This window comes from Streptomyces uncialis (assembly GCF_036250755.1).
Classification (GTDB): domain Bacteria; phylum Actinomycetota; class Actinomycetes; order Streptomycetales; family Streptomycetaceae; genus Streptomyces; species Streptomyces uncialis.
This window is the reverse complement of the sequence record NZ_CP109583.1, coordinates 1,659,033-1,684,371: the sequence shown is the minus strand read 5'-3', so window position 1 is coordinate 1,684,371 and position 25,339 is coordinate 1,659,033. Positions and strand designations below refer to the sequence as shown.

Genomic DNA, 25,339 nt, shown 5'->3' with positions numbered 1-25,339 from the left:
GGTCGCTCGTCATGGTCAGGGCGACGAGTGGAGACACCGGGAAGCGGGGACCGGACGGCCGGAGGCGGGGCGCGCCGTGACGGGGGCGTTCAGCGGGGAACGCGGGAGGCCGCCGCCGGAAAGGCGGACCGGACTGCCCCGTACGGGCGGACGGCTCGTGCACCGAGGTCGCACACTTCGCACACAGCGGATCGGACCGGACTGTGTGACGCGGTGTCCCGGGACCTCAGTAGAGCAACGTCCTTCTCCCATCAACGGTGGCAGTGCCTCTCCACCGTAGAAATCGGCCCACGGGAAGTCAAGCGTTTATCGTGGCGCTGGGCGGCCCCTCCCTCTCCACGCCGCCCTGGAGGAACTCCGTGCCGTTCGGCCCGCTCTCATTGCCTGCCCGGCTCTATCTGCTGTCGTGGGACACCACCCGGCTCAAGATCACCGGTGCCAGTCAGCTGCACTACCTGGTCAGAGCGGGAGCCCTCACGGAGCTGGCGCAGCGCGGGCTGCTGGTCGACGACGAGGGGGTCGTCCGGCCGGTCGACCCGGACGCCCGCGCCGGGGACACCGTCCTCGACGGGCTGCTGGAACTGATCGGCGAGTCGGCGCCCCGCAAGTGGAAGTCCTGGGTCGGCTCGCGCGCCCGCGTCACCCTTGACGCCGTTCGTGAACAGCTTGTCGCCGAAGGTCATCTGGGGGTCGACCGCAAACGCGTCCTCGGGGTCTTCCCCTCGGTCGACCACACCCTGGAACGGCCCGCCGTCGTGGACGCCCTGCGGGACGATGCCCGCTGTGTGCTCGTCGGCACGGCACCCGTCGAGGACGTTCCCGCCCGTGACGCCGCACTGGTCGCCCTCGCCGTCGCGGGCGAGGTCCGCACCCTCGCCTCCGCCAAGGAGTACCGCGCCCACAAGGCCCGCGCCGAGGCCCTCACGGCCCGCAGCGGCGCGGCGGCCCCGGCGCTGCGCAAGGTGATCCAGGAGCTGCGCACGGCGCTCATCGTCACGACGACGACGGTGGTCGCGGGCGGTGCCGCGACCAGCGGCTGAGCCGGTCCCCGCGCCCGCGCCCCCCGCGTGCTTGAGTGGCCGCCATGACGTACGAGACAAAGCCGCCCGTGGACGCCGTCGACCCGGTGGCGCAGGCCCGTGCCTTGCGCGCCCTGCATGTGCCGGGCCGCCCGCTGGTGCTGCCCAACGCCTGGGACCCCGCGAGCGCCCGGCTCATCGTGGCCGCTGGCGCCCTGGCGGTCGCCACCACCAGCGCGGGGATCGCCTGGGAACTGGGTCTCCCCGACGGTGAGCGGCTCGACCGGGACCGCGCGCTCGACGCGGTGGCACGGATCGCGGCGGCCGTCGACGTACCGGTCACCGCCGACATCGAGGCGGGCTACGCCGACGAGACCCCGGACATCGCCGCCACGGTCCAGATCGTGCTCGCCGCCGGTGCGGTCGGCGTCAACATCGAGGACGCCCTGTACGGGGACCCGGAGCGGGACGCCGCCACCCCGCTGCGTCCGGTGGGGGACCAGGCCGCCCGGCTGCGCGTCGCCCGTGGCGCGGCCGACGCGCAGGGCGTGCCGCTGTTCGTCAACGCCCGGGTGGACACGTACTGGAAGTCGGTCGGCGATCCGGCCACCCGGCTCGCCCGCACCCTGGAGCGGGCCGCCGCGTACCTCGCGGCGGGCGCGGACGGGATCTTCGTCCCCGGGGTCCGCGACCCCGACGAGATCCGTGCCCTGGCCGACGGTGTGGACGGCCCCCTCAACATCCTGGCCGGACCGGGCCTGCCGACCGTCCCGGAACTGGCCGCACTCGGCGTGGCCCGCGTCACCCTGGGCTCCGGACTGGCCCGCGCGGCCCACTCGTTCGTCCGGTCAGCAGCCCGAGAGGCCCTCACCACCGGCACCTACGAAGCCCTCACCGGGGCCATGCCCTACAAAGAGGCCAACACCCTCTTCCCCCACCCCTGACCAGCCCCACAGCAGAGCCCCCCAGCCGGTCACCGCCCCCAAAGGGGCGCGGGGCACCCGAGGATCGAGCCGTACCGCGCAGCGCCCCCAAAGGGGCGCGGGGAACTGCGCAAAAACGAGAACGACCCGCACCCGAGAAGCGAGCGGTACCAGGCAGCGCCCCGCCAGGGGGCGCGGGGAACTGCGCAAAAGACGAGGACAACCCGCACCCGAGGAGCAAGCCCCAGCAAGGCAGCGCCCCCGAAGGGGCGCGGGGAACTGCGCAAAAGCGAGAACGACCCGCACCCGGCGGACAACAGCAGGAGGCAGCACCGGGAGGCGCAAGCGAAGGCGCCCCGCGGGGAACTGCGCAAAAACGAGGACTGACCCGCACCCGGCGGACAACAGCAGGAGGCAGCACCCGGAGGCGCAAGCGAAGGCGTCAGGCCCGCCGCACGGCCACCGCCCCGTCACTCCGAGGATCGGTCCCCGCGTCGAACCCGCCGTCCTCCCGCCGCCGCACCACCTGCCCGTGCCCCACCTGCTCGTCCAACTCGGCAAGGACCTCCGCCCGGTACCCCGCCCCGACCAGCGCGGAAAGCGCCTCCGCGGGCACCGATCCCTCCACCGAGGCCACCCCGGCGGGCTCGTCCACCCCTAGCCCGCCGATCACCCACCGGGGCCGGCCCAGCGCCCGCACCGGATCGTCCCCCGCGGTGAGCCGCAGCGCGAGATGCGTATGGATCTGCGGCTGAGCCTTGCCGCCCATCGTGCCGTGGGCGCCGCTGATCACCCCGTCCCGCCGGGTCAGTACCGGCATCAGGGTGTGCGCCGGACGCCGCCCCCCGGCGAGCCGGTTGGGGGCGCCGGGCGCCAGGTCGAAGAACGACCCCCGGTTGTGCAGCACGATTCCGCTCCCCGGGTCGAGGATGCCGGACCCGAAGCTGTGGAAGAGGCTCTGGATCAGCGACACCGCGTACCCCTCGGCGTCGGCCGCGACCACCGCGACGGTGTCCCCGCTGGGCCGCGCGGCCTGTGCCCGCCGGGCGGCACCGGGCACGGACGCGGTCCGCTCACCGCCCAGCGCCCGCTCACCGCCGAGAACCCGTTCGGCGACCGTGTCGAGATGGGCCGCCCCGAGCAACTCTGCGACGGGGACGTCCACCTGGCGGGGGTCCGCGAGATGGCTGTCCCGGTCCTGGGTGATCGCGTCGAAGATCCGCGCCAACAACGATGCGTCCGCGCCGAGCAGTTCGGCGTCGCGCGGCATACGTTCCACCAGGGCGAGGGCCTGGAGCAGGTGCAGGCCCTGCGAGTTGGGCGGGGCGGTGAGGTATTCCTCGCCCCGGAACACCGTGCCCAGCGGCTCCGTGACCTCGGTGGTGTGCCGGGCCAGGTCGTCCCTGGTGAGCGGCGACCCCAGGGACCGCAGCAGTTCCACCAGACCCGCGCCCAACTCCCCGTCGTACAGGGCCTTCGGGCCCCGCTCGGCGAGCAGAGCCAGGGAACGGGCGAGGGCGGGCTGACGGAGCACCGCACCGGTGGCGAGCGGGACGCCGTCCGGGAAGAACACCTCGCGCATCCCCGGGTCCCCGAGCAGCAGCGGCGCCTCCTGGCGCAGTGCGGTCGCGACCCCGGGCGCGGTCGGCACACCGTCCCGGGCGTAGGTGACGGCCGCGTCGAACAGCCGCGCCCACGGGAGCCGTCCGGCGAGCTCGTGCAGGGTCGCCCAGCCCGCGACGACGCCCGGGACGGTCACGGTCCGCGCGCCGGTGACCGGCATCAGGGGGCCGCTGAAGGCCCCGGGGTCGGCTCCGGCCGCGGCGGCTCCGCTGCCGTTGACGGTGAGGGTCCGTCCGTCGGGCAGCGCGACCAGGGCGATCAGGTCGCCGCCGACCGCGCACTGGTGCGGATAGACGACCGTGAGCGCGATGGCAGCGGCGAGCGCGGCGTCGACGGCGTTGCCGCCCGCCGCCCGGACGGCGTCCCCGGCCCCGGTGGCCAGGGCGTGCGGGGCGGCCAAGGCGAAGGGCGCGGCGGCGGAGGCGGGCTGGGCGGGCGGTACGGCGTTCATGACGGCGGCCTTCCTTGCTGCGGCGGCACCGGCACGGGACGGCGTTCGCGCGGGGGAGAAGAGGGTGGGCTGAGGTGCGGCGAGGTCAGGGTCGCGGTTCCGCGGTGTCGTGGGTGCCCCGCCCCAGACTGTCGATGATCATGCCCTGGACCTCGCTGAGGTGGTCGGCCATCGCCTCGGCCGCCGCCTCGCTGTCGTGGCTGATCAGCGCGGCGAGGATACGGCGGTGCCCGCGCAGTGAGGCGACCAGGCGTTCCGTGGACTGGTACTGCGGGTCACGGGAGGGTCCGACCCACTCGTTGGTGGCTTCGAGGAGCCGGGTCAGCATCGGGTTGTGGGTGGCCCGGGCGACGGCGACGTGGAAGGCGCCGTCGAGTTCGATGAGGGCGGCCAGATTGTCGCGTCCGCGCTCCAGCTCGGCCTGCGACAGCAGTCCGGCGAGGTGCTGGAGATCGCTCTCGGTGGCACGCAGCGCGGCCCGCGCGGCGACGGGCGGTTCGACGGCCGAGCGCAGGTCCATGACCTCGTGCACCAGCCGTGCCGCCTCGTCCATGTCCCCGAGCTGACGGGCGTGCAGATCGGGCCGGGTGGTGCCGGTGACGATCGTGCCCCGGCCCGGCTTGCGGTCGACGAGTCCGCGCAGCTCCAGTTCGCGCAGTGCCTCGCGGACGGAGGCCCGGGAGATCCGCAGCTGCTCGGCGAGTTCGCGCTCGGCGGGGATTCGGGTGCCGGCGGGCAGCCGACCCTCCTCGATGAGCCCTTGGAGGCGTCCGGCGAGCCGGTCGGGTCCGAGGGCTGCCTCGGGGGCGATCAGGGTCCAGTCGACGGTCACCGATGGGCCTTTCGGGCGGGGCGGCGGTCCGGGTGGGCCCGGCCGCCGGGCGGTGGACGGGTGCCGTGCGGCACGGCCGCGCGCGCCGGCCGGGCGGTGCGCGCGACCGCCGTCCCGGGTGGGTCAGCCGTCGATCTCGACGGTGAGCCAGTTCTCGAAGCAGCTCCGGCGGGCGAGGCTCATCACCCCGATGGTGGCGCGTCCGCCGAGCCCCGCTTCGGGGCCGAACACGTCCCGGAAGAGGTCCGTCGCGCCCGAGGACACCTTGTGCACGTCCTCGAACTCCGGGGTGCTGACGACGAAGCACAGCGAGCGTACTAGGGAGTGCACCCGGTTGAGCGAGCCGAGGGCGAGCCGGATGCCGCCGAGGCAGTTCAGGGCGGTCAGCCGGGCGGCCTCGTAACCCTGCTCGACGGTCACATCGGCGCCGAGGCGGCCCGGGTTGCGGACGTTGCCGTCCGCGTCGTCGGCGGTGTGGCCGCCCAGGAAGAGCAGGTTTCCGGTGATGTGGTGGGGCTTCATCGACCCGTAGTCCGTGCCGTAGTACGGCCGGGCGGCGAAGTCGGGGATGACGAGACCCAGTTCACGGACGCGGGTCTCGGGATCGGTGTGCGCCATGGAGTGCGTGCCTTCGGGTGCGGGTGGCCCTGCCGGTGGGCCGAGATAGTCAGATGGTCCGACCAAGTGGGCTTATTGTTTGGGCACCTTTTCCCGTATGTCAACCCCTTCGGCCGCCAGCGCGCCGGGGGTACGGGCCCCGAAACCCGAGGAACGGCATGATGCGAAACCAGCCGAGCGGTCCCCCCGACGACCTCCCCGGCCCCCAGGACCACGCCGACGCCGCCGGTCCCAGGAACCCCGAAGACCCCACGGGCCCCACGGGATCTGCCGGGGTCGACAGCCGCGACGATTCCTCGGGGTCCGCCCCCGAGGGCTCCGGACCGGACGCGGGGCCGGACGCAGCGCAGGGAACGGCACCGGGCACCGTCCCGGACACCGCGTCCGTGCTGCCCGCCACCGCCGGACGGCAGCGGCTCGCCGACGCGCTCGCGCTGCTGCTCACCGTGGCGGCGGGGGCCACCGACGCCCTGGCCTACCTCGGTCTCGGCGGAGTCTTCACCGCGAACATGACCGGCAATCTCGTCCTGCTCGGGATCGCGGGCTCGCACGGCGCCGATCTGCATGTGGCCCGCGCGGCGGCGGCCACCCTCGCCTTCGCCGCCGGGCTGGTGCTGGCGTTCCGGGTGACCCGCGACCTTCCGGCGGGCGCCCTGTGGCCCCGGCGGATCACCCTGACCCTGACGGTCGGTCTGCTCTGCCAGGTGGCGTTCCTCGCGGGCTGGGCCGCCGTGGACGCCGAGCCGTCCGAGGAGTGGGACGTGGCGCTCGTCGCCCTGTCGGCGCTCGCCATGGGGGTGCAGACCGCGTGCGCGCGGCGGGTCGCGCTCGCCGGGATCACCACCACCTTCGTCACGGGCACCCTCACATCGATCGCCGAGTCCGCCGCGCACGGGTCCGCCCGGCACGTCCCGCGCCGGCTGGCGGTGCTGCTCGCCCTGGTGGTCGGCGCACTCGCCGGAGCGCTCCTGCTGCGGTACGCGCCGATCACCGCCGCCGTGCTGCCCGCCGCCCTGGTCGCGCTGACCCTCGTACTGGGCACACGGCTGCATCAGGTGCGACGAAATCCGTAGTAACTTGACCGATTGACCCATGTTTTTCGTTGCGTGAGCTCACTTCTTCGGTCGAACCGTTGACAAGGCGGGGTGGCGGCGCACACCTTGACCGGACGAGGTCATCCCGCCGGAAGCCTCGGGGCCGACCAAGCAGCCCCCGCGTCGTCACCCGTCCGCAGCCCGCACCACCGGGCCCGCCCCGCGCTTCCCGTTCCGCGCGGTGTCCGCCCCGGTGCGGGGACGCGTCGTACGGCGCCCCCGCCCCGCTCTCCCCCCAGGCGGCCGTTCCCTAGGACTTCCCGTGACCGCTCCACGCCCGGATGTCTCCGCCCCCGTACCACTGGACGTCTCCTTCACCGATGACCCCCGCGTCGTCAAGGAGGCCGCCAACGAGGACTACTCCACGCATATCGTCCCGCTGACCTGGCGCAGCGGCCGGCTCTCGCTGACCATGGCCTGGTACGCGCTCGTCAGTGGCATGTTCTACCTGGTCACCGCCGCGACCCTGGCCGTGACCGTGGGGACCGTCGACACCCTGATCGGCATCCTGCTCGCGGTCGCCGTGTTCGGCACGGTCAACTACGTCTTCTCGCGATACGCGGCCCGCACCGGGCTGACCGTGGCCCTGCTCTCGCAGCGCGTCTTCGGGTACATCGGTTCGGTGCTCGCGCCGCTCGTGCTCGCCGCGACCGCGATCTACTACGCCGTCTTCGAGGGCTCGGTGATCGCGCACGCCCTGCACGCGTACACCGGGGCGCTGAGCATCGAGTTCTGGTACGCGGTCTCGATCCTCACCAATGTGCCCATGGCCGTCGGCGGGGTACGCCGCTGGCTCGACAAGTTCAACGGGGCGCTGCTGCCGCTGTACTGGACCGGCCTCATCATCGCCGTGATCCTCGCCGCGCGGGAGTACAAGCCGTCCGGCTGGTTCACCCACACCCCGGACCTCGTCCCGGACCTCGGTGCCCCGGGCTGGCTGTACGCCTTCTTCGTCTACATGGGCGTCTTCGTCTTCATGATGTACACCGTCGACTTCGGCCGGTTCGGCAAGCCGAAGGACGCGGGCTTCCACAGCGTCGTCACCTTCGGCCCGGTGTTCTACTTCTTCGTGTACTTCGTCAACGGCCTGATCGGTATCTTCCTGGTCCTCGCGGCGGGCGCCGCCGGGATGCCGACAGAGACGGCCATCGGTGACACCATCGTCGCGCTGATGGGCGTGTGGGGACTCGGGGTCGTCTGGCTGACCCAGTCCCGTATCAACACCGCCAACTACTACGTGGCGTCCACCAATGTGGAGGCCGTGGTCGCCCGGCTCTTCCACATCCGGGTGCCACGAGTGGCGGCTCTCGCGGTGGCGAGCGTCGTGACGTATCTGATCATGCTCACCGACGTACTGAGCTATGTGCTCACCGCGCTGGCCTGGCAGGGCGCGTTCGTCGTCGCCTGGGTCGGCATCATGCTGACGCATCTTGCGCTGCACCGTGACGGCGACCGGGACGGGCTGCCGGAGTTCCGGCCGGGGCGGGTCGCCACGTTCGCGCCGGGCGCGGTGGTGTGGATGATCTCGTCCCTGACGGGCATCCTCGTCCTGGAGTTCACGGGGACCTTCGGCACGACCTGGTCGTCACCGGTGACCCTGGTCCTGAGCGTCGGCCTCTACTGGCTCGCCACCCGCACCACCCGCTCCCCGGTGCTCCGCCGGGCCCACGACCCGCGCGACGAGGTCGACGACATCTGGCAGGCCCGGGTCCGCTGCCACCGCTGCGACCACTCGTACATCGCGGCGGAGATGGACCGTGATCCGTCCGCGGAGGGCGCTCCGGCGATCTGCGCGGACTGCGCGGGCCGCAGCAGAACCTTCCGCAGAGCCGCACTGGCGGAGGCGGCCACCCTCTCCGGCGGCCCGGTCTCCGGCCCCCGACTCCGCGAGCCGACCCCCCAACGCTGACCGAACGAGACCCGGGCCGCGCTCGACCAGAGCCCGGCCCGTTCTCGTCACCAGCGACCCGCACGGGAACAACTACGCCCAGAACCGAGTACCCAGGGGCGCGAGGAACTACGCACCCCCGAGCGACCGCACAGGAACAAGTAGGCCCAGCACAGGGAACCTCAGGGGCGCGAGGAACCGCGCAAATCCACCGAGCGACCCGCGCGTGAACAACTACGCCCAGAACCGAGTACCCAGGGGCGCGGGGAACTGCGCACCCCCGAGCGACCTCAGCAGGAACAAGTAGGCCCAGCACAGGGAACCTCAGGGGCGCGAGGAACCGCGCACCCACGAGCGACCCGCACGGGAACAAGTGCGCCCAGAACCGAGTACCCAGGGGCGCGAGGAACTGCGCACCCCCGAGCAACCTCAACAGGAACAAGTACGCCCAGCACAAGGAACCTCAGGGGCGCGAGGAACCGCGCAAAACCACCGAACGACCCGCACGGGAACAATCGCGCCCAGCACAGGGGACCCTGGGGGCGCCCGACAAGGCCCACACAGGAACAGTGGGCCAAGGAGGAGCACCCCCAGCCCCGCCCGCCCCCGGGCTCATGCGTCGCGCATCAGATCCGCGAGGTCCTGGTCCAGATCGAGGTACAGCGACTCGCGCCCCGTGGGCACCGCCGCGTCGGTCCGCTCCAGGAACCGGCGCAGCTCACCACTGCGGACATGCACGATTGCGGTGCCCTCGGGCGCGTGGAACTCCATCACCGTACGGTCGAACCCGTACGGCCGGACCCGTACATCGCCCTGGCCGACGGCCTCCTCCATCCCGGCGGCGAGCAGCTCCCGCGCGAACGTCCAGCACACATCGACGCCTTCCAGCGTCGAGGGCGCGGGGAAGGTCATACGGACCGCGAAGGGGTCGTCCTGCTCGTACCGCAGAACGGCCGGGATGGTGGCCATGCGCGGCGCGGCGGCGACCAAGCGCGCCTCCACGGCTTGCTCGATGACGATGGACAACGCCTGCTCCCTCGTGACGGCGACGGCTGTCGGCCCAGTGGCACGGTCGGCCCCACTGAATCCCCGGACATCAGAAGAGACGCCGGAGCGCCCCGATCCGTGACCCGAACGGTGAGTGACCTCTGTCACGGCTGCCCGCTCGTGGGACTCCGGACACCTGCGGACCCCTTCTCCCGCCGCCCGGGGGGAGGTTCGGCCCGGCGCGGGCCCTCTGGACGGCCTCCGCCCCAGGCACTAGCTTCGCCCGCCATGAGGCGCTTGGGGAACAAGAGGCGTACGGTCCCGACGACCCGGAAGCACGACACCGGTACCGACACCGTCCACAGCCACAGCCACAGCGACGGCCACGGCCACGGCCACGGCCACGTCATCTCCACCGGCCCCGGCACAGACCCGGCGGGCCGCCGCCCCAGCGCCGCCCGCCGCACCGCCCGGCTGCTCGCGGTGGCCCTCACCGCTCTGGCGTCGGCCGTCCCCGCGCACGCCTCGGAAGCCCCCGCTCCCCGGACCCCGGCCCCGGTCCCCACCGTGTCCGTGTCCGAGTCCGAGGCCGCCGACACCCTGGGCACCGGTCAGCCGCGTCCGCCCGGCTGGCGCTCCCAGGACAGCGGTGTCACCGTCCGGCTGCGGGGGCTCGCGGCCGTGGACCGGCGCACCGCGTGGGCGGCGGGCTCCCGGGGCACCGTGCTGCGCACCACCGACGGCGGTGCGCACTGGCGGACGGTGTCCCCGCCCGGGACGGCCGACCTGGAGTTCCGTGACATCGAGGCGTTCGACGCCCGTCGGGCGGTGGTCCTCGCGATCGGTGAGGGCGAGGCGTCCCGGATGCTGCGCACCGAGGACGGCGGCGCCACCTGGACGGAGGTCTTCCGCAACACCGACCCCCGAGCCTTCTACGACTGCGTGGCGTTCTTCGACGACCGCCGCGGACTGGCGATGAGCGACCCGGTCGACGGCAAGTACCGCATCGTGTCCACCCGGGACGGCGGACGCTCCTGGCGGGTGCTGCCCGACGCGGGCATGCCGCCCGCCCTGCCCGGGGAGGCGGGGTTCGCGGCCAGTGGCCAGTGCCTGGTCACCTCCGGCTCCCGGGACGTGTGGCTGGCGACGGGCGGCGGCGCACGCGCGCGGGTGCTGCGTTCCACGGACCGTGGCCACACCTGGCGGGCCACGGAACTGTCCCTCCCGGCGGGCGATCCCGCGCGCGGGGTGTTCGCGCTCGCCTTCCGAGACAGCGACAGCGACAGCAGCGACAGGGAGCGCGACCGTGACCGCGGCAGGGACCGTGACCGCGACCGCGCCCAAGGCATCGCCGTCGGCGGCGACTACCGCACCGGTCAGCCCTCCCCGGACGCCGCGGCGACGACCCGGGACGGCGGACGTTCCTGGCGGCCGGCGGACCGTCCCCCGCCCGCGTACCGCTCGGGCGCCGTCTGGCTGCCCGCCCCGTGGGCGCACCGCGTCGGCTCCCGGCACACCGCGCTCGCGGTCGGCCCGACCGGCACCGACCTCACCACGGACGGCGGCCGGACCTGGCGGCCGATGGACACCGGCTCCTACGACACCGTCGACTGCGCCCCGGACGGCGGCTGCTGGGCATCCGGTGAGAAGGGCCGGGTGGCCCGGCTCACCCGCTGACCGGCCGTGGCCCGGCGTACGTCAGGGCCGCTGGGGCTCCTGATAGGCGGCCAGCTCGGGCACGGTCTTCGTCATCGCGAACTCCGTGATCCGGTACGCGCAGAACCCGGCCGTCACATACGGGTCGGCCGCGACGACCGTCTCGATCCGCGCGCGGTCGTCACCGACCGCCAGGATCACCCCGCCGTCCCGGGGATTCTTCCGCCCGGACGCGAGGAACACGCCTGCCGCGTACTGCTCGTCCAGCCAGCGGATATGGGCGTCCAGGGCCACGTCCACAGCGTCGACGGGCACGGTATAGGTCAACTCCAGCACGAACACACCCCGACCCTACCCATCCCCGCCGTCCCGAACGGCCGAGGGGTTCCCGGCGCGGAGGACCCGGCAGGACGTATGGCAGGACTTGCGGACCCGCACGGTGCCGGTGCCGGTGCCGGTGCCGTCGCCCGCCCGGGACGGCACGGCGAATCAGGGTGACGCCAGCCGCGCGGAGGCGCCCCGCACTACCCTCGGCGTCACCATGAAGCCCGCACCGCACCCCGTACCGCACCCCACCCCCGTACCGGCCCCGCCGCCGCCCGACGACTGGCCCGTCACCGAGGACCGGGCGCGCGCCGTCCAGGACGAACTGCGCGCCCGCGTCGTCCTGGACGAACCGGGACCGCCTCCCGGCACCGGACACGCCACCGGCGTGGACGTGGCGTACGACGACAGCCGCGACCTCGTCGTCGCCGCGGCGGTCGTCCTCGACCGCGTCACCCTGGAGGTGGTCGAAGAGGCCACCGCCGTCGGCACGGTGTCCTTCCCGTACGTCTCCGGACTCCTCGCGTTCCGTGAGATCCCGACCGTGCTCGCCGCCCTGGAGGCGCTGAGCGTCGACCCGGGGATCGTCGTCTGTGACGGTTACGGGCTCGCCCATCCCCGCCGCTTCGGGCTCGCCAGCCATCTCGGTGTCCTCACCGGGCTCCCCACGATCGGTGTCGCGAAGAACCCGTTCACGTTCACGTACGAGGAACCGCCTCCCACGCGCGGGGCGTGGTCCCCGCTGCTCGCGGACTCGGAACAGGTCGGCGCCGCGCTGCGCACCCGGCCCGGGGTCAAACCCGTGTACGTGTCGGTCGGCCACCGGGTCACCCTTCCCAACGCGGTGGCCCACACCCTGGCCCTGACGCCCCGGTACCGCCTCCCGGAGACCACCCGGCACGCGGACTCCCTGTGCCGCAGGGCCCTGTCCGAGCTCACGGCCGGACGCCCCTGACCGGCCCCTCATCCGCCCAAGGGGCGCCGCGGCACACCGACCGGCGCGGAACCGGGCCCGGCCGTGCCTGCGGGAACCGGGCCCGGCCGTGCCTGTGGCGCGTGCCCGGCGCCACCCCCGGTGACCGGGCCGGGCTAGCGGGTGTCGGCCACCCGGAAGGTGATCCCGGCCGCGCGCAGCCGTTTCGTCAGCGCGTCGCCCATCGCCACGGCCGTGGTCACCTGACCCGAGGTGGCGGGCAAGTCGTCCAGGGCGAGGCTCATCGCGGCCTCGGCGAGCATCTTCGAGGTCTCGCCGTAGCCCGGGTCCCCGCCCGAGACCTCGGTGAAGACCCGTCTGCCGCCGCCCTCCCCGACGAACCGCACCGAGAACCAGCTGCGCGCCCGGCGGGCCGCGTCCGGCCCCTCACCGGGGCGCACCAGCCTCGACAGCTGCCGTCGCACGGACGGCACCTGCGCCACGGTGAACAGGGCCGTCAGCGCGGCCACCCCGCCCACCGCCACGGGCAGATGACGGACCGCCGCGTACTCGCGGTAACGGAAGTCGGGACCGTACCGCTCCAGCGCCCGCGCCGACCGCTGTACCACCTGTGCGTCGATCGTGGGCAGGGGCAGCGCCCAGGCGCCGACCTCCTTGGCGAACCGGGGTCCGCCGATCGCCGAGTAGGCCCGCCTTCCCACGCTCCGCGGCTCATGCCGTCTGCGGTCCCGCGCGGCCGCCGCCATCCGCCGCCCGCGCGCTGACTGGCCGACGATCGACGCGAACGTGCCCCCGGAGAACATCCCGCGCGCGCTGACGTACCCGTCGACACGCAACGGGACGTCCGGCGGCAGCTGTCCGACGGTGAAGAGCACTCCCAGATCGTGCGGGACCGAGTCGAACCCGGCCGAGTGCACCAGACGCGCCCCCGTCTCCCGCGCGCGTGCGTCGTGCCGCACATACGTGAGGTCCACGAATTCGGGCTCCCCGGTGAGGTCCAGATAGTCGGTGCCCTCGTCGGCGCACGCGGCCACCAGTTCCTGCCCCAGCGTGAGATACGGCCCGACCGTGGTCGCCACCACGCGCGCGTGGCGGGCGAGTTCGCGCAGGGAGCCGGGATCGTCGGCGGACGCCTCGATCACCCCCGCCCCGGCGGCGGCCGGGAAGACGGCCGCCAGTTCCCCGTGCAACCGCCGCAGTCTCTCCGCGTCCCGGCCCGCGATGGCCCACCGCAGGCCCTCGGGCGCGTGCGCGGCGAGGTACTCCGCGGTCAGCGCGCCCACGAACCCGGTGGCGCCGAAGAGGACGATGTCGTAGGACCGGTCCGTGCGATCTGCCTTGCCCAGCCTGCTCATGGCAACCTCTCAGCCGTGACGCCCGCGCCGTTGTCGGTGGCTGAGGCTAGCGTGTGCGGGCCCGCGGGTGACCAGGGCGACCGCGGTGAGCACCTCGCGCACGGCCGGGCCGGTGGTCCGCCCTGGGGTGCGCCCACGCGTCCGGACGGCCGGGCCGAGCGGGTGCACCGGCGTGCGGACGGCTCGTGTCACAGGCGGCGGGGCCCGCCGCCGGACCATCATGGAAGTGCTTTGCCGGGCACATTTCCAAGCGCTTGCTCGTTCTTCTCTTGTGCGGCCCGCGACCCGTTCCTAGCATCACTTCTGTTCGCACCGGTCGTGTCGGAGCCAGTCACGCGGACCTGGTCATGCAAGCCATGCAGACCTGTCGCGCAGACCTGGTCACGCAGATCCAGTCATGTCGTAGATCCGGTCGGGTCATGGACAAGGGAGCTCGATGAGCGGGACACAGGAACCGCCCCGTACGCCCGCGCAGGGCGGCCCCCTCGCGGGGGTGCGGGTCGTGGAGCTGGCGGGTATCGGTCCGGGGCCGTTCGCCGGCATGCTGCTGGCCGATCTCGGCGCCGATGTCGTCCGGGTCGACCGTCCCGGCGGCCCGGGCCACTCCGTCGCCCCCGAGCACGATCCGACCAACCGCGGCAAGCGCTCCGTCCTGGTGGACCTCAAGGCCCCGGGCGGCCCGGAGCGGGTCCTCGGTCTGGCGGGCCGGGCGGACCTCCTCATCGAGGGCTACCGACCCGGTGTCGCCGAGCGTCTCGGGGTCGGGCCCAAGGAGTGCCACGCGCGCAACCCCCGGCTCGTCTACGGGCGGATGACCGGCTGGGGCCAGAGCGGCCCGCTCGCCCCGCGCGCGGGCCACGACATCAGCTACATCGCCGTCACGGGCGCGCTCGGCATGATCGGCCGCCCCGACCAGCCGCCCACACCTCCGGCCAACCTCCTGGGGGACTACGCGGGCGGCTCGCTCTACCTGGTCGTCGGACTCCTCGCGGCCCTGCACCACGCGCGGACGACCGGCACCGGCCAGGTCGTGGACGCCGCGATCGTCGACGGCACCGCGCATCTCACCACCCTGATCCACGGCCTGGCCGCCGCCGGACACTGGCAGGACCGCCGGGGCGTCAACCTCCTCGACGGCGGCTCCCCCTTCTACGGCTGCTATCCGACCTCCGACGGCGGCCATATGGCCGTGGGCGCCCTGGAACAGCGCTTCTACGATGAGTTCCTGGCGCTCCTCGGCCTCACCGCGACCGCGCCCCCGCGCGAGGACCCGGCCCGCTGGGACGAGCTGCGGGCGGCCGTCGCGGCCCGCTTCGCGACCGGCACGCGCGCGTGGTGGACGCGGGTGTTCGCGGACTCCGACGCGTGCGTGGCGCCCGTGCTGTCGCTGCGTGAGGCTCCCGGGCATCCGCATCTCGCCGCCCGGGGCACCTTCACCGTCCACGAAGGGGTCACCCAGCCCGCGCCCGCGCCCCGCTTCTCGGCCACTCCCGGCGCCATCCGCCGGAGCCCCGCACGCCCCGGTGCCGACACCGCCGAGGTGGCCCGCGACTGGGACCTGCCCGACCTCACGACACCGCAGGACCCCCCGGGCCGCGCGACACCGCAGAACGCCCAGGGCTTCACGACACCCCAGGACGCCCCGGACCTCGCGGCACCTCCGGAGGATCTCGCCGCGGTACCCCCACGGGACCTCGCCGGGGACGGCCGGTGATGCCCGCGCACCCCGTGATCCGCCCGCTGATCCGCCCCGCCCCGCGCCTCGCGCGGCCCCCCGCCCGTTCGGCCGACCCTCACCGAAAGGTTCACGCGTGACCACCGAAGCATTCGTGTACGACGCGATCCGCACCCCGCGCGGTCGCGGCAAGGCGGACGGCGCCCTGCACGGCACCAAGCCCATCGACCTCGTGGTCGGCCTGATCCACGAGCTGCGCGCCCGTTTCCCCGGCCTCGACCCGGCCGCGATCGACGACATCGTGCTCGGTGTCGTCGGCCCGGTCGGTGACCAGGGCTCGGACATCGCGCGGATCTCCGCGATCGCCGCCGGACTGCCCGACACCGTCGCGGGCGTCCAGGAGAACCGCTTCTGTGCCTCCGGGCTGGAGGCGGTCAACCTCGCCGCGATGAAGGTCCGCTCGGGCTGGGAGGACCTGGTCCTCGCGGGCGGCGTCGAGTCGATGTCCCGGGTGCCGATGGCGTCGGACGGCGGCGCCTGGTTCGCGGACCCGATGACCAATCACGCCACCGGCTTCGTGCCCCAGGGCATCGGCGCCGACCTCATCGCCACGATCGAGGGATTCTCGCGCCGCGACGTGGACGAGTACGCGGCCCTCTCGCAGGAACGCGCGGCGGCGGCCCGCAAGGACGGGCGCTTCGACCGTTCCGTCGTCCCGGTGACCGACCGCGCGGGCCTCGTCGTCCTGGACCACGACGAGCATCCCCGGCCCGGTACGACCGCCGACTCCCTCGCCCGGCTGAAGCCGTCCTTCGCGGACATCGGGGACCTCGGCGGCTTCGACGCGGTGGCCCTCCAGAAGTACCACTGGGTCGAGCGGATCGACCATGTCCACCACGCGGGCAACTCCTCCGGCATCGTGGACGGCGCGGCCCTCGTCGCCGTCGGCTCCCGCGCGGTGGGGGAGCGGTACGGGCTGCGCCCGCGCGCGCGGATCGTGTCCGCCGCGGTCTCCGGCTCCGAGCCCACCATCATGCTCACCGGCCCCGCCCCCGCCACCCGCAAGGCCCTCGCCAAGGCCGGGCTGACCATGGACGACATCGACCTGGTCGAGATCAACGAGGCGTTCGCCGCCGTCGTGCTGCGGTTCGCCCGGGACATGGACCTGTCCCTCGACAAGGTCAACGTCAACGGCGGCGCCATCGCGCTCGGCCACCCGCTGGGCGCCACCGGCGCGATGATCCTCGGCACCCTCGTCGACGAACTGGAGCGCCAGGACAAGCGCTACGGCCTCGCCACCCTGTGCGTGGGCGGCGGCATGGGCATCGCGACCGTCGTCGAACGCGTCTGACGGCCCACCCGCCCCCCCGTAGCGTCCCCGACCCCAGCCGCCGCCCCAACGGAGCAGTCACACCATGAGCGAGCCCACCGCCCCCGCGTCCACCGACTCCGCGTCCGCCGCCCCCGTATCGCCCGATCCGCACGAGCCGCGCACCGCGGTGGCCGCGGACACCATCCGCTGGGAACAGGACGACACCGGTGTCGTGACCCTCGTCCTGGACGACCCCCGCCACTCCGCCAACACCATGAACGCGGAGTTCCAGGCATCCCTGGCCGTCGTCGCCGACCGTCTGGAATCCCTCCGCGACACCGTGCGCGGCGTGATCGTCACCTCCGCCAAGAAGACCTTCTTCGCGGGCGGTGACCTCCGGGAGCTGATCCAGGCGGGCCCCGAGGACGCGCGGCGGATCTTCGACAGCTCCATGGCGGTCAAGCGCGATCTGCGCCGCGTCGAGACCCTGGGCGTGCCCGTGGTCGCCGCGGTCAACGGCGCCGCGCTGGGCGGCGGCTACGAGATCGCGCTCGCCTGCCACCACCGGATCGCCCTCGACGCCCCCGGTACGGTGGTCGGCCTGCCGGAGGTCACCCTGGGCCTGCTCCCCGGAGCCGGTGGGGTGACCCGTACGGTACGGCTCCTGGGCATCGCGGACGCCCTGCTGAAGGTCCTCCTCCAGGGCACCCGGTACACCCCGCGCCGGGCGCTGGAAGCCGCGCTCGTCCATGAGACCGCCGACAGCCACGAGGAACTGCTGGCCAAGGCGCGCGCGTTCATCGACGCGCACCCCGAGTCCCGCCAGCCCTGGGACACCCCCGGGTACCGCATCCCGGGCGGGACCCCGGCCGACCCCCGCTTCGCCGCGAACCTGCCCGCCTTCCCCGCCACGCTCAGCAAGCAGACGGCCGGCGCCCCCTACCCGGCGCCCCGCGCCATCCTCGCGGCGGCCGTCGAGGGCACGCAGGTCGACTTCGCGACCGCTCAGACCGTCGAGGCCCGCTACTTCACCTCCCTGGTCACCGGCCGCACCGCGAAGAACATGATCCAGGCGTTCTTCTTCGACCTCCAGGCGGTCAACTCCGGTACCGGCAGGCCCGGGGACATCCCCGCGCGCGAGGTACGCAAGGTCCTCGTCCTCGGCGCGGGCATGATGGGCGCGGGCATCGCCTACGCGTGCGCCCGCGCGGGCATCGACGTCGTCCTGAAGGACGTCACCGCCGAAGCCGCCGCCCGGGGCAAGGGCTACTCCGAGCGGCTGTGCGACAAGGCGGTGGACCGGGGGCGCACCACCCGCGAGAAGGCCGACGCCGTGCTCGCCCGGATCACCCCGACCGCCGACCCGGCCGACGCGGCGGGCTGCGACGCCGTCATCGAGGCGGTGTTCGAGGACACCGCCCTCAAGCAGAAGGTGTTCCAGGAGGTCCAGGACCTCGTCGCACCCGACGCCCTGCTCTGCTCCAACACCTCCACCCTCCCCATCACCGCCCTCGCCGAAGGCGTGGCACGCCCCGCCGACTTCATCGGGCTGCACTTCTTCTCGCCCGTCGACAAGATGCCCCTGGTCGAGATCATCAAGGGCGGACGGACCGGTGAGGAGACCCTGGCCCGCGCCTTCGACCTGGTACGGCAGATCAGCAAGACCCCGATCGTCGTCAACGACTCCCGTGGTTTCTTCACCTCCCGGGTCATCGGGAAGTTCATCAACGAGGGCGTCGCCATGGTCGCCGAGGGCGTCGAGCCCGCGTCGGTGGAACAGGCGGCGGCCCAGGCCGGATACCCGGCGAAGGTCCTCGCCCTGATGGACGAGCTCACGCTGACCCTGCCCCGGAGGATCCGTGACGAGTCCCGGAGGGCCGTCGAAGCGAACGGCGGCACCTGGCTCCCGCATCCCGCGGAGGCGGTCATCGACCGTATGGTCGAGGAGTTCGGCCGGACCGGCCGCGGCGGGGGAGCGGGCTTCTACGACTACACCGACGGCAAGCGGGACGGTCTGTGGCCCGGGCTGCGCGAGCACTTCACCCGGCCCGGTACGGAGGTGCCGTTCCTGGACCTCCAGGAGCGCATGCTCTTCGCCGAGTCCCTCGACACGGTCCGTCTGCTCGACGAGGGCGTCCTCACGTCCGTGGCCGAAGCCAACATCGGCTCCCTGCTCGGCATCGGCTTCCCCGGCTGGACCGGCGGCGCCCTCCAGTACATCAACGGCTACGAAGGCGGACTGCCCGGTTTCGTGGCCCGCGCGCGGGAGCTGGCCGAGCGCTACGGGGAGCGGTTCACCCCGCCCGCGTCCCTCGTGGAACGGGCCGGGCGGGGGGAGACGTACCGGGACCGGTGAGCCGCCGTCCGTCCCGGCTGGGTCCACCGCCCGGGCCCTGGCCGTCCGGGACCTCTCCCGTGGCCCTCAGGTGTTCGAACGTTCGATGTCAACTCGGCCTCGGACGCGCGTTGTTGCGCACGGATGAGCGGGTAGGACCGCTGCATGGATCTTCTGCCGACGCACCTGGGCCCCTTCCACCCGAGAGGCCCGATGCTCGACCTCGCACTGCTTCTCCTCCCGTTGGGCCTCGTCGCCATGGTGCGGCTGGTACCGAAGGCGTACCGCGTCGCGGCGGAGGGCGGGGACGGGGACGGCAGCGGTGACCATGGCGGCGGCGAGTACGGCGACGGTGGCCGCAGCATGGCGAGCATGGCCCGGCGCGCCGAGGAGATCCGGGCGCGCGCCGCTCGCGAGCGGGCGCAGACGGCGGCGCTCCTCGACGGCGTCCGCGAGGACGACACCTTGGCGGACGGCACCTCCGTGGACGAAGCCTCCGAAGCCTCCGCAGGCGGCACCTTCGTGGGCGACGTTCGTCCCGCGCGGGCCGGAGCGGCCCGCGCTGCCGGGTCCGGGGGCGGCGGCGGGCCCGTCCCCGGGGGCGATGACCGTCGGCAGGCCCGTGCGTCCGACGGTCCGCGCGAGGAACGTGTGCCGACCTTCGGCGCCACCCGTCCCGGGACGATCCCCGGCGGGACGGAGGCCCCGGCCGCGCCCGCCCAGTCCCGGGACGAGGCCGAACGGGCCGCCGCCGAGGCCGAACTGCGTGTCACCGTCGCGGAACTCGCCTCCGACCTGGCCGAACGCCTGGTCCGGCAGCGTGCACGTGTCATCGGCAAGAAGCACGGCTGACCACCCCGGCGGCCACCCCGACCCTCACCGCAGCCGTCCCACCCTCAGGGTCCGGCCGGAGCCCCGGCCGCCGGGGAAGCCCGACCGGCTACCGACCGCTGACCGCAGACCTACCGGCCGCCCGCCCGTCATGCCCGCCCCCGCAACCCGCCCCCGCATCCACCGCCTACGCACCGTACGGGCAGCGCCACCGGGGCCGTCGTCAACGCGGCGCCGTGGAGATCACCCTGTCGGCCGAAGGGTGCGGGGGCCGGTAACCGCCTGACCAGCACAGGCGCCCGCGAGGTCACAGCAGCCCCTCCCGTCACTCTCATGCGCATACTGGACATATGTCATCTCGTGTCCAGTCTTTTCGTCCCGCCGCCACCGGAGTCGTCACCCACGGTGACGGACCGGTGCGCGGCCCCGACCCCGAGCCCCCTCCGCCCGGAGGACTCCTGTGGAACGACATCGGTGACATCCGCACCCTGATCACCCTCGCCCCGGCCTTCATCCTCCAGGTCGCCCACCCCGCCGTGGGGGCCGGTGTCGACGACCATTCCGCGTTCCGGACGGACCCGTGGGGCCGCGGGGTCCGGTCCATGCGTTCCGTCCTGCTCTGGGTGTACGGGGGTGAGCAAGCCGTCGAGGAGGGCCGCCGGCTGCGCGCCCTGCACCGGTCGATCACCGGCGCCGACGCCCACGGCCGTCCCTACCACGCGCTGCACGCCCGCACCTACGCCTGGGTGCACGCCACCGGATTCCCCATCAGCCGTTATGCCCACCCCTATCTGTGGGGGCGCCCGTTCACCCCCGCCGAGGAACGGCGGCTGTACGCCGAGTGGCGCCAGGTCGGACAGATCCTCGGTATCCCCGAACGGGAACTCCCGCTCACCGTCGAGGAGTTCTGGCCGTACTACCACCGGGGCCTCGCGGAGCTGGAGATGACACGGGTGGCCCGGGAACTGCTGGACCCGGACGCGCCGTTGCCCGTGTTCGACCTCGGCCCCCGGCTGCTGCGGGTACCGGTGCGCGCGCTGTGGCCGGTGCTGCGCCCGCTGTTCCTGCGGCTGCGCCGCTTCCTGTCGATCGGCCTCCTGCCGCCCGAGGCGCGTGCCGTGCTCGGACTGCCCTGGACCACCCGCCAGGAGCGCGGGCTGAGCCTCCTGTGCAAGGTGGTGAGCACCGTGGTCCCCCGGCTCCCGTCCCGGCTGCGCTACTTCCCCTCCGCGCACGCGGCGCGCGTCCGCCACGGACTCGCCCGACCGCGGGGGAACGGCTAGCCGCCCCCACCCGCCCTACCGCCCCCACAGGTCCCCTCACAAGGCCCCCAGGCACCCCCACCCGTCGTCCCGCTGGACCGCCGCCGGTCCAGCGGGACGACGGCGGCGTGAACCGCACTCTTTTGCGTGGGAGTTGACAGGAGTACCTTCCCGCGCATGCCGATACATGAGCGTCACCCACGCCTCAGTCATCAGCAACCCCACACCGGACCCCGTACCCCCACCCCACCGCACCTGACCCGAGGACGGCTCCGCGGCGTCCTCGCCACCCTCACGCTCACCGCGCTCGCCCTCACCGCGACCGCCACCCCGCCCCTCACGGGCACCGCCACGGCCGCCCCACCCAGCGCCCCGGCACCCGCGTCCGCCGCCCACCGGGAAACAGCCCCGGCCGTCCCGCGCGGCACCGTCCCGGACCTCCCCACCACGGACGGAGCGGCCTCCGACGGATTGCTCACGGACAGAGCGACCACGGACAGAGCGGCACCCGACAGATCGGTCACGGACAGACCGCCCAGCGACGGAGCCGCGTCCACCGCCCCGCCCAGCCGCCCGGTCCACTCCTACGAGAACGCGATCCGCGAGTCCGTCTGGGTCGACACCCGTCTCGACCTCGACGACGACGGACGCTCCGACCGGGTCGCCGTCGACATCGTGCGCCCCTCCGAACCGGCCCGCCAGGGCCGGGACGTCCCCGTCATCATGGACGCCAGCCCCTACTACGCCTGCTGCGGACGCGGCAACGAAGGCCAGCGCAAGGCGTACGACGCGGACGGCGACCCCGTCACCTTCCCGCTGTACTACGACAACTACTTCGTCCCCCGGGGCTACGCCTTCGCCGCGGTCGACCTCACCGGGACCAGCCGCTCCGACGGCTGCGTCGATGTCGGCGGACGTTCCGACATCACCTCCGCCAAGGCCGTGGTGGACTGGCTGAACGGCCGAGCCCGCGCCTACACCACCCGCGAAGGCGGCGTCCGCACCCGCGCCGACTGGACCAACGGCCGCACCGGCATGATCGGCAAGAGCTGGGACGGCACCATCGCCAACGGTGTCGCGGCGACCGGCGTCGAGGGCCTGGAGACGATCGTCCCGATCGCCGCGATCTCGTCCTGGTACGACTACTACTTCTCCCAGGGCGCCCCGCTCTACGACTCCGGCCCCGAATGGCTGTCCGACTACGTGGAGACCCCCCAGGCCCGCGCCCGCTGCGCCGCCGTGCAACGGCAACTCGTCGACGAGGCACCCCGCAACGGCGACTGGACCGGGCTGTGGGACGACCGCGACTACGTCCGTGACGCGGAACGGGTCCGGGCCAGTGTCTTCGTCGTCCACGGCCAGCAGGACCTCAACGTCCGCTCCCAGCACTTCGGCCAGTGGTGGGACGCCCTCGCGCGAGCGGGCGTCGACCGCAAGATATGGCTCAGCCAGACCGGGCACGTCGACCCCTTCGACTTCCGCCGCGCCGACTGGGTGGACACCCTGCACCGCTGGTTCGACCATGAACTCCTCGGCCTCGACAACGGCATCGACCGTGAACCCATGGCCGACATCGAACGCGCCCCCGACCGCTGGGCCACCAGCGGCCACTGGCCGCCCCGCCCCACGGAGCACGTGACCCTGCGCCCCACCGAGGGCGACGGCCAGGGCGCCGGCGGCCTCGGGCCGCGTCCCGGACGCGGCACCGCCACCTTCACCGACGACCCCGCACGCGGCGAGAGCGACTGGGCCGCCGCCATCGACACCGCGACCCCGGAGAAGGCGGGCTTCACCACGCGCCCGCTCAGCCGCGAGCTGCGGCTGTCCGGCTCCGCCTCGGTACGGGTCACCGTCACCCCGACCACGCCCACCGCGCATCTGACGGCCGTCCTGGTCGATCTCGGCCCGGCCACCATCCGCGACTACGGCGACCGCGGCGAGGGCATCACCACCCTCCCGCACCGCACCTGCTGGGGCGCGGCCACCCCGGCCGACAGCCCCTGCTACCGCGAGACCGCCGCCACCACGGCCGAGGTGTCGGCGACCGTCGTCAGCCGGGGCTGGGCCGACCTCGGCACCCACGCCTCCGCCCGCGAAGGACGGCCGCTGACCCCGGGCACCGCGTACCCCCTGACCGTCCGGCTCGCCGCGACCGATCATGTCGTGCCCGCCGGGCACCGGCTCGCCCTGATCGTCGCGGGCACCGACAAGGACCTCATCGACCCGCCCGCCGACCGGCCCACCCTCACCCTCGACCTCACCCGGACGAGCGCCCGCGTACCGGTCGTCGGCGGCGCCTCCGCGTTCGTCCGCGCCACCACGGGTACGCCCGCCGTGACGGTCCCGCACGTCACGGACCCCGACCAGGTGGGCCCCCCGTCCCACGCCCGCCGCGTCCCGCTCCCCGGAGGCGAACACCGATGACCCCACCGCACCCCACCACTTCCTCCCTGCCGGGCTCCGCGAGTCCCGTGCCCCGCGCCGGACACCGGTCGCGCGTCGCCCTGCTCATCGCCGCGGCCACCGCCCTCGCGGTGCCGCTGCTCGGCGCGCCCGCCCAGGCCCACGACGACCCCGCCCCGCCCCGGACCGGCTTCGAACGGTCCGACGGCGCCCGCTGGACAGGCCAGGACGAGGAAGAAACGTTCCTGGCGTCGGTCGACGAGCGGTCCGACCGGATCACCCGGTCCCGGATCGGGACCACCGCCGAAGGGCGCCCGCTGCGGCTCGTCCGGGTCGGCGCACCCCGTCCCGCACCCACCACCGTGCTGCTGGTGTGCAGCCAGCACGGCGACGAGCCCGCGGGCCGCGAAGCCTGTCTGAGCACCGTCCGGGACCTGGCCCTCGACGACGACCGGCGCACCCGCGCGTTCCTCTCCCGCACCAACCTCCTCGTCGTCCCCACCGCCAACCCCGACGGCCGGGCCGCCGACACCCGGGGCAACTCCCAAGGTGTCGACATCAACCGCGACCACCTCGCGCTGCGCACCGCCGAGGCCCGCGCCCTCGCCGCCGTGATCCGCGACCACCGGCCCGACATCGTCTACGACCTGCACGAGTACGGAGCCACCCCCCGCACCTACGACAAGGACCTGTTCGACCTCTGGCCCCGCAACCTCAACACCGACCGGGCGGTCCACCGCGAGGCACGGACCCTGTCCGGGGCGTACGTCCGCCCGGCCGCCCACCGCTCCGGCCACTCCACCGGTACGTACGGCATCTGGACCGACCCCGTCACCGGCGAGCCGATACGGCAGGTCGCGGGCGACGGCCAGGAGCGCATCCTGCGCAACGCCTCCGGCATCAAGCACTCCGTCGGACTCCTCATCGAGAGCCGGGTCGACCCGCTGACCGAAGCCGAACAGACCGACGAGGCCGTCAACAACCGCCGGCGGGTCGGCTCCCAGCTCGCCGCGCTCGGCGGGCTGTACCGCTTCACCGGCGAACGGCGGGCCCGGATCGAGGCCGCGACCGGGACGGCCCGCGTGGCGGGTCACCTCGACCGGGGTCCCGTCTATCTGGGCGGAGCGGACAACGACCCCGCCGACCCCGCCGAGACCCTCGCCGATCCGCCGTGCGGCTACCGCCTCAGCACCGGCCAGTACGCCGAGTTCGGTGACGAACTGGCGCTGCACGGGGTCCGGGTGCGCGCGAACGGTGACGGTGTCCTCGTACCGCTGCGGCAGTCGCAGCGCGCGCTCGTCCCGCTGCTCCTGGACGCCAGGGCGACCTACCGGCTGACAGCCGCCGAACCGGTGAGCGACTGCGCCACCCCCTGACCCACCCGCACGGGTGCGCCACCCCGCCCCGGGCGGCGCACCCCTCACGCCCGCACCACCGCCCCCATCCCTCGCGGCGGCGCACCCCCGACCGCCCGCCCCGGCCCACCCCCGTCGACCGCCCCGCTCCACAGCCCACTCCGGCCCCCGCACCCGGGCCGTTTCACTCCAAGGTCCACATCGACCGCCCCGCTCCCCAGTCCGCCCCGGCCCCCGCACCCGGGGTGCCTCACTCCCCGGTCCACACAGGTCCCTGCACCCCGGCCGTCTCACCCCCAGTCCGCACCGTCCGCCGCAACCCGGCCGCCGCACCCCGCAGTCCGCATCGACCGCCGCTCCGACCGGCCGCCGCGTCCCGGCCCCTCCGCCTTGGTCCCCGCGCTCCCACCCGTCCAGCGCCGGGCCCCGGTGTACGCCCTAGACCATGCGTTCGCCCGTCCC

19 protein-coding genes are annotated in these 25,339 nt (G+C 73.8%); 13 read left to right on the top strand and 6 right to left on the bottom strand.

What is annotated here, in order from left to right; translation table 11 throughout:
• Positions 1-359 precede the first annotated feature (359 nt).
• Together OG711_RS06700 and OG711_RS06695 are read left to right on the top strand one after the other, a co-directional pair.
• Positions 360-1,040 (top strand): GOLPH3/VPS74 family protein, encoded by a 681-nt coding sequence (locus OG711_RS06700; protein WP_073782369.1) that lies wholly within the window; start codon positions 360-362, stop codon positions 1,038-1,040.
• A 44-nt stretch (positions 1,041-1,084) separates the two neighbouring features.
• Positions 1,085-1,963, top strand: coding sequence for an isocitrate lyase/PEP mutase family protein (locus tag OG711_RS06695; protein ID WP_329558725.1), 879 nt, complete (start codon positions 1,085-1,087; stop codon positions 1,961-1,963).
• Between the two features lie 421 nt (positions 1,964-2,384).
• Here OG711_RS06695 and OG711_RS06690 read toward each other — a convergent pair whose 3' ends face one another.
• The 3 genes from OG711_RS06690 to OG711_RS06680 all read right to left on the bottom strand — a co-directional run bounded on the left by OG711_RS06690 (position 2,385) and on the right by OG711_RS06680 (position 5,466).
• The gene (locus tag OG711_RS06690) at positions 2,385-4,016 is read right to left on the bottom strand and encodes a gamma-glutamyltransferase family protein (protein ID WP_329558724.1); all 1,632 of its coding nucleotides are present in this window, start codon (positions 4,014-4,016) and stop codon (positions 2,385-2,387) included.
• A gap of 85 nt (positions 4,017-4,101) precedes the next feature.
• Positions 4,102-4,848, bottom strand: coding sequence for a FadR/GntR family transcriptional regulator (locus OG711_RS06685; RefSeq protein ID WP_079184190.1), 747 nt, complete (start codon positions 4,846-4,848; stop codon positions 4,102-4,104).
• Positions 4,849-4,971: 123 nt separating this feature from the next.
• A complete protein-coding gene (locus tag OG711_RS06680) occupies positions 4,972-5,466 on the bottom strand; it encodes a RidA family protein (protein WP_073782375.1) in 495 nt (164 codons plus the stop codon).
• A gap of 161 nt (positions 5,467-5,627) precedes the next feature.
• Here OG711_RS06680 and OG711_RS06675 point away from each other — a divergent pair, with 161 nt between their 5' ends.
• On the top strand, positions 5,628-6,539 hold the full coding sequence (locus OG711_RS06675) for a YoaK family protein (protein WP_329558723.1): 912 nt from the start codon (positions 5,628-5,630) through the stop codon (positions 6,537-6,539).
• A gap of 283 nt (positions 6,540-6,822) precedes the next feature.
• Complete coding sequence (locus OG711_RS06670) at positions 6,823-8,469, top strand: purine-cytosine permease family protein (RefSeq protein ID WP_073782377.1); 1,647 nt, start codon at positions 6,823-6,825, stop codon at positions 8,467-8,469.
• 591 nt (positions 8,470-9,060) lie between these two features.
• Here the strand turns inward: OG711_RS06670 and ssgD are convergent.
• Positions 9,061-9,474, bottom strand: a complete 414-nt coding sequence (gene ssgD / locus OG711_RS06665) for a spore wall synthesis regulator SsgD (RefSeq protein ID WP_073782379.1) — start codon at positions 9,472-9,474, stop codon at positions 9,061-9,063.
• A gap of 444 nt (positions 9,475-9,918) precedes the next feature.
• Here ssgD and OG711_RS06660 point away from each other — a divergent pair, with 444 nt between their 5' ends.
• A complete protein-coding gene (locus OG711_RS06660) occupies positions 9,919-11,112 on the top strand; it encodes a WD40/YVTN/BNR-like repeat-containing protein (RefSeq protein ID WP_405674778.1) in 1,194 nt (397 codons plus the stop codon).
• Between the two features lie 21 nt (positions 11,113-11,133).
• Here OG711_RS06660 and OG711_RS06655 read toward each other — a convergent pair whose 3' ends face one another.
• Positions 11,134-11,433: a YciI family protein gene (locus tag OG711_RS06655; protein WP_329558721.1), complete on the bottom strand. Its 300-nt coding sequence runs from the start codon at positions 11,431-11,433 to the stop codon at positions 11,134-11,136.
• A gap of 199 nt (positions 11,434-11,632) precedes the next feature.
• Between OG711_RS06655 and OG711_RS06650 the strand changes: the two genes are divergently transcribed.
• Positions 11,633-12,370 carry an endonuclease V gene (locus OG711_RS06650; RefSeq protein ID WP_329558720.1) on the top strand — a complete coding sequence of 246 codons (738 nt, stop codon included), beginning with the start codon at positions 11,633-11,635 and terminating at the stop codon, positions 12,368-12,370.
• A 134-nt stretch (positions 12,371-12,504) separates the two neighbouring features.
• Here OG711_RS06650 and OG711_RS06645 read toward each other — a convergent pair whose 3' ends face one another.
• Positions 12,505-13,704: a saccharopine dehydrogenase family protein gene (locus tag OG711_RS06645; protein WP_329558719.1), complete on the bottom strand. Its 1,200-nt coding sequence runs from the start codon at positions 13,702-13,704 to the stop codon at positions 12,505-12,507.
• Positions 13,705-14,140: 436 nt separating this feature from the next.
• On the opposite strand from OG711_RS06645, the gene OG711_RS06640 reads away from it, so the two are divergent.
• From OG711_RS06640 to OG711_RS06610, 7 genes are all read left to right on the top strand, one after another.
• On the top strand, positions 14,141-15,418 hold the full coding sequence (locus OG711_RS06640) for a CaiB/BaiF CoA transferase family protein (protein ID WP_329558718.1): 1,278 nt from the start codon (positions 14,141-14,143) through the stop codon (positions 15,416-15,418).
• Between the two features lie 97 nt (positions 15,419-15,515).
• A complete protein-coding gene (locus OG711_RS06635) occupies positions 15,516-16,730 on the top strand; it encodes an acetyl-CoA C-acetyltransferase (protein ID WP_073782385.1) in 1,215 nt (404 codons plus the stop codon).
• A gap of 64 nt (positions 16,731-16,794) precedes the next feature.
• On the top strand, positions 16,795-19,047 hold the full coding sequence (locus OG711_RS06630; RefSeq protein ID WP_329558717.1) for a 3-hydroxyacyl-CoA dehydrogenase NAD-binding domain-containing protein: 2,253 nt from the start codon (positions 16,795-16,797) through the stop codon (positions 19,045-19,047).
• A gap of 144 nt (positions 19,048-19,191) precedes the next feature.
• Complete coding sequence (locus OG711_RS06625; RefSeq protein ID WP_329558716.1) at positions 19,192-19,878, top strand: hypothetical protein; 687 nt, start codon at positions 19,192-19,194, stop codon at positions 19,876-19,878.
• 329 nt (positions 19,879-20,207) lie between these two features.
• Positions 20,208-21,140: an oxygenase MpaB family protein gene (locus tag OG711_RS06620; protein ID WP_329558715.1), complete on the top strand. Its 933-nt coding sequence runs from the start codon at positions 20,208-20,210 to the stop codon at positions 21,138-21,140.
• A 156-nt stretch (positions 21,141-21,296) separates the two neighbouring features.
• On the top strand, positions 21,297-23,543 hold the full coding sequence (locus OG711_RS06615) for a Xaa-Pro dipeptidyl-peptidase (RefSeq protein WP_329558714.1): 2,247 nt from the start codon (positions 21,297-21,299) through the stop codon (positions 23,541-23,543).
• Positions 23,540-24,898, top strand: coding sequence for a M14 family metallopeptidase (locus OG711_RS06610; protein WP_329558713.1), 1,359 nt, complete (start codon positions 23,540-23,542; stop codon positions 24,896-24,898). Before OG711_RS06615 ends, OG711_RS06610 begins: the two co-directional genes overlap by 4 nt.
• The last annotated feature ends 441 nt before the right edge of the window (positions 24,899-25,339 follow it).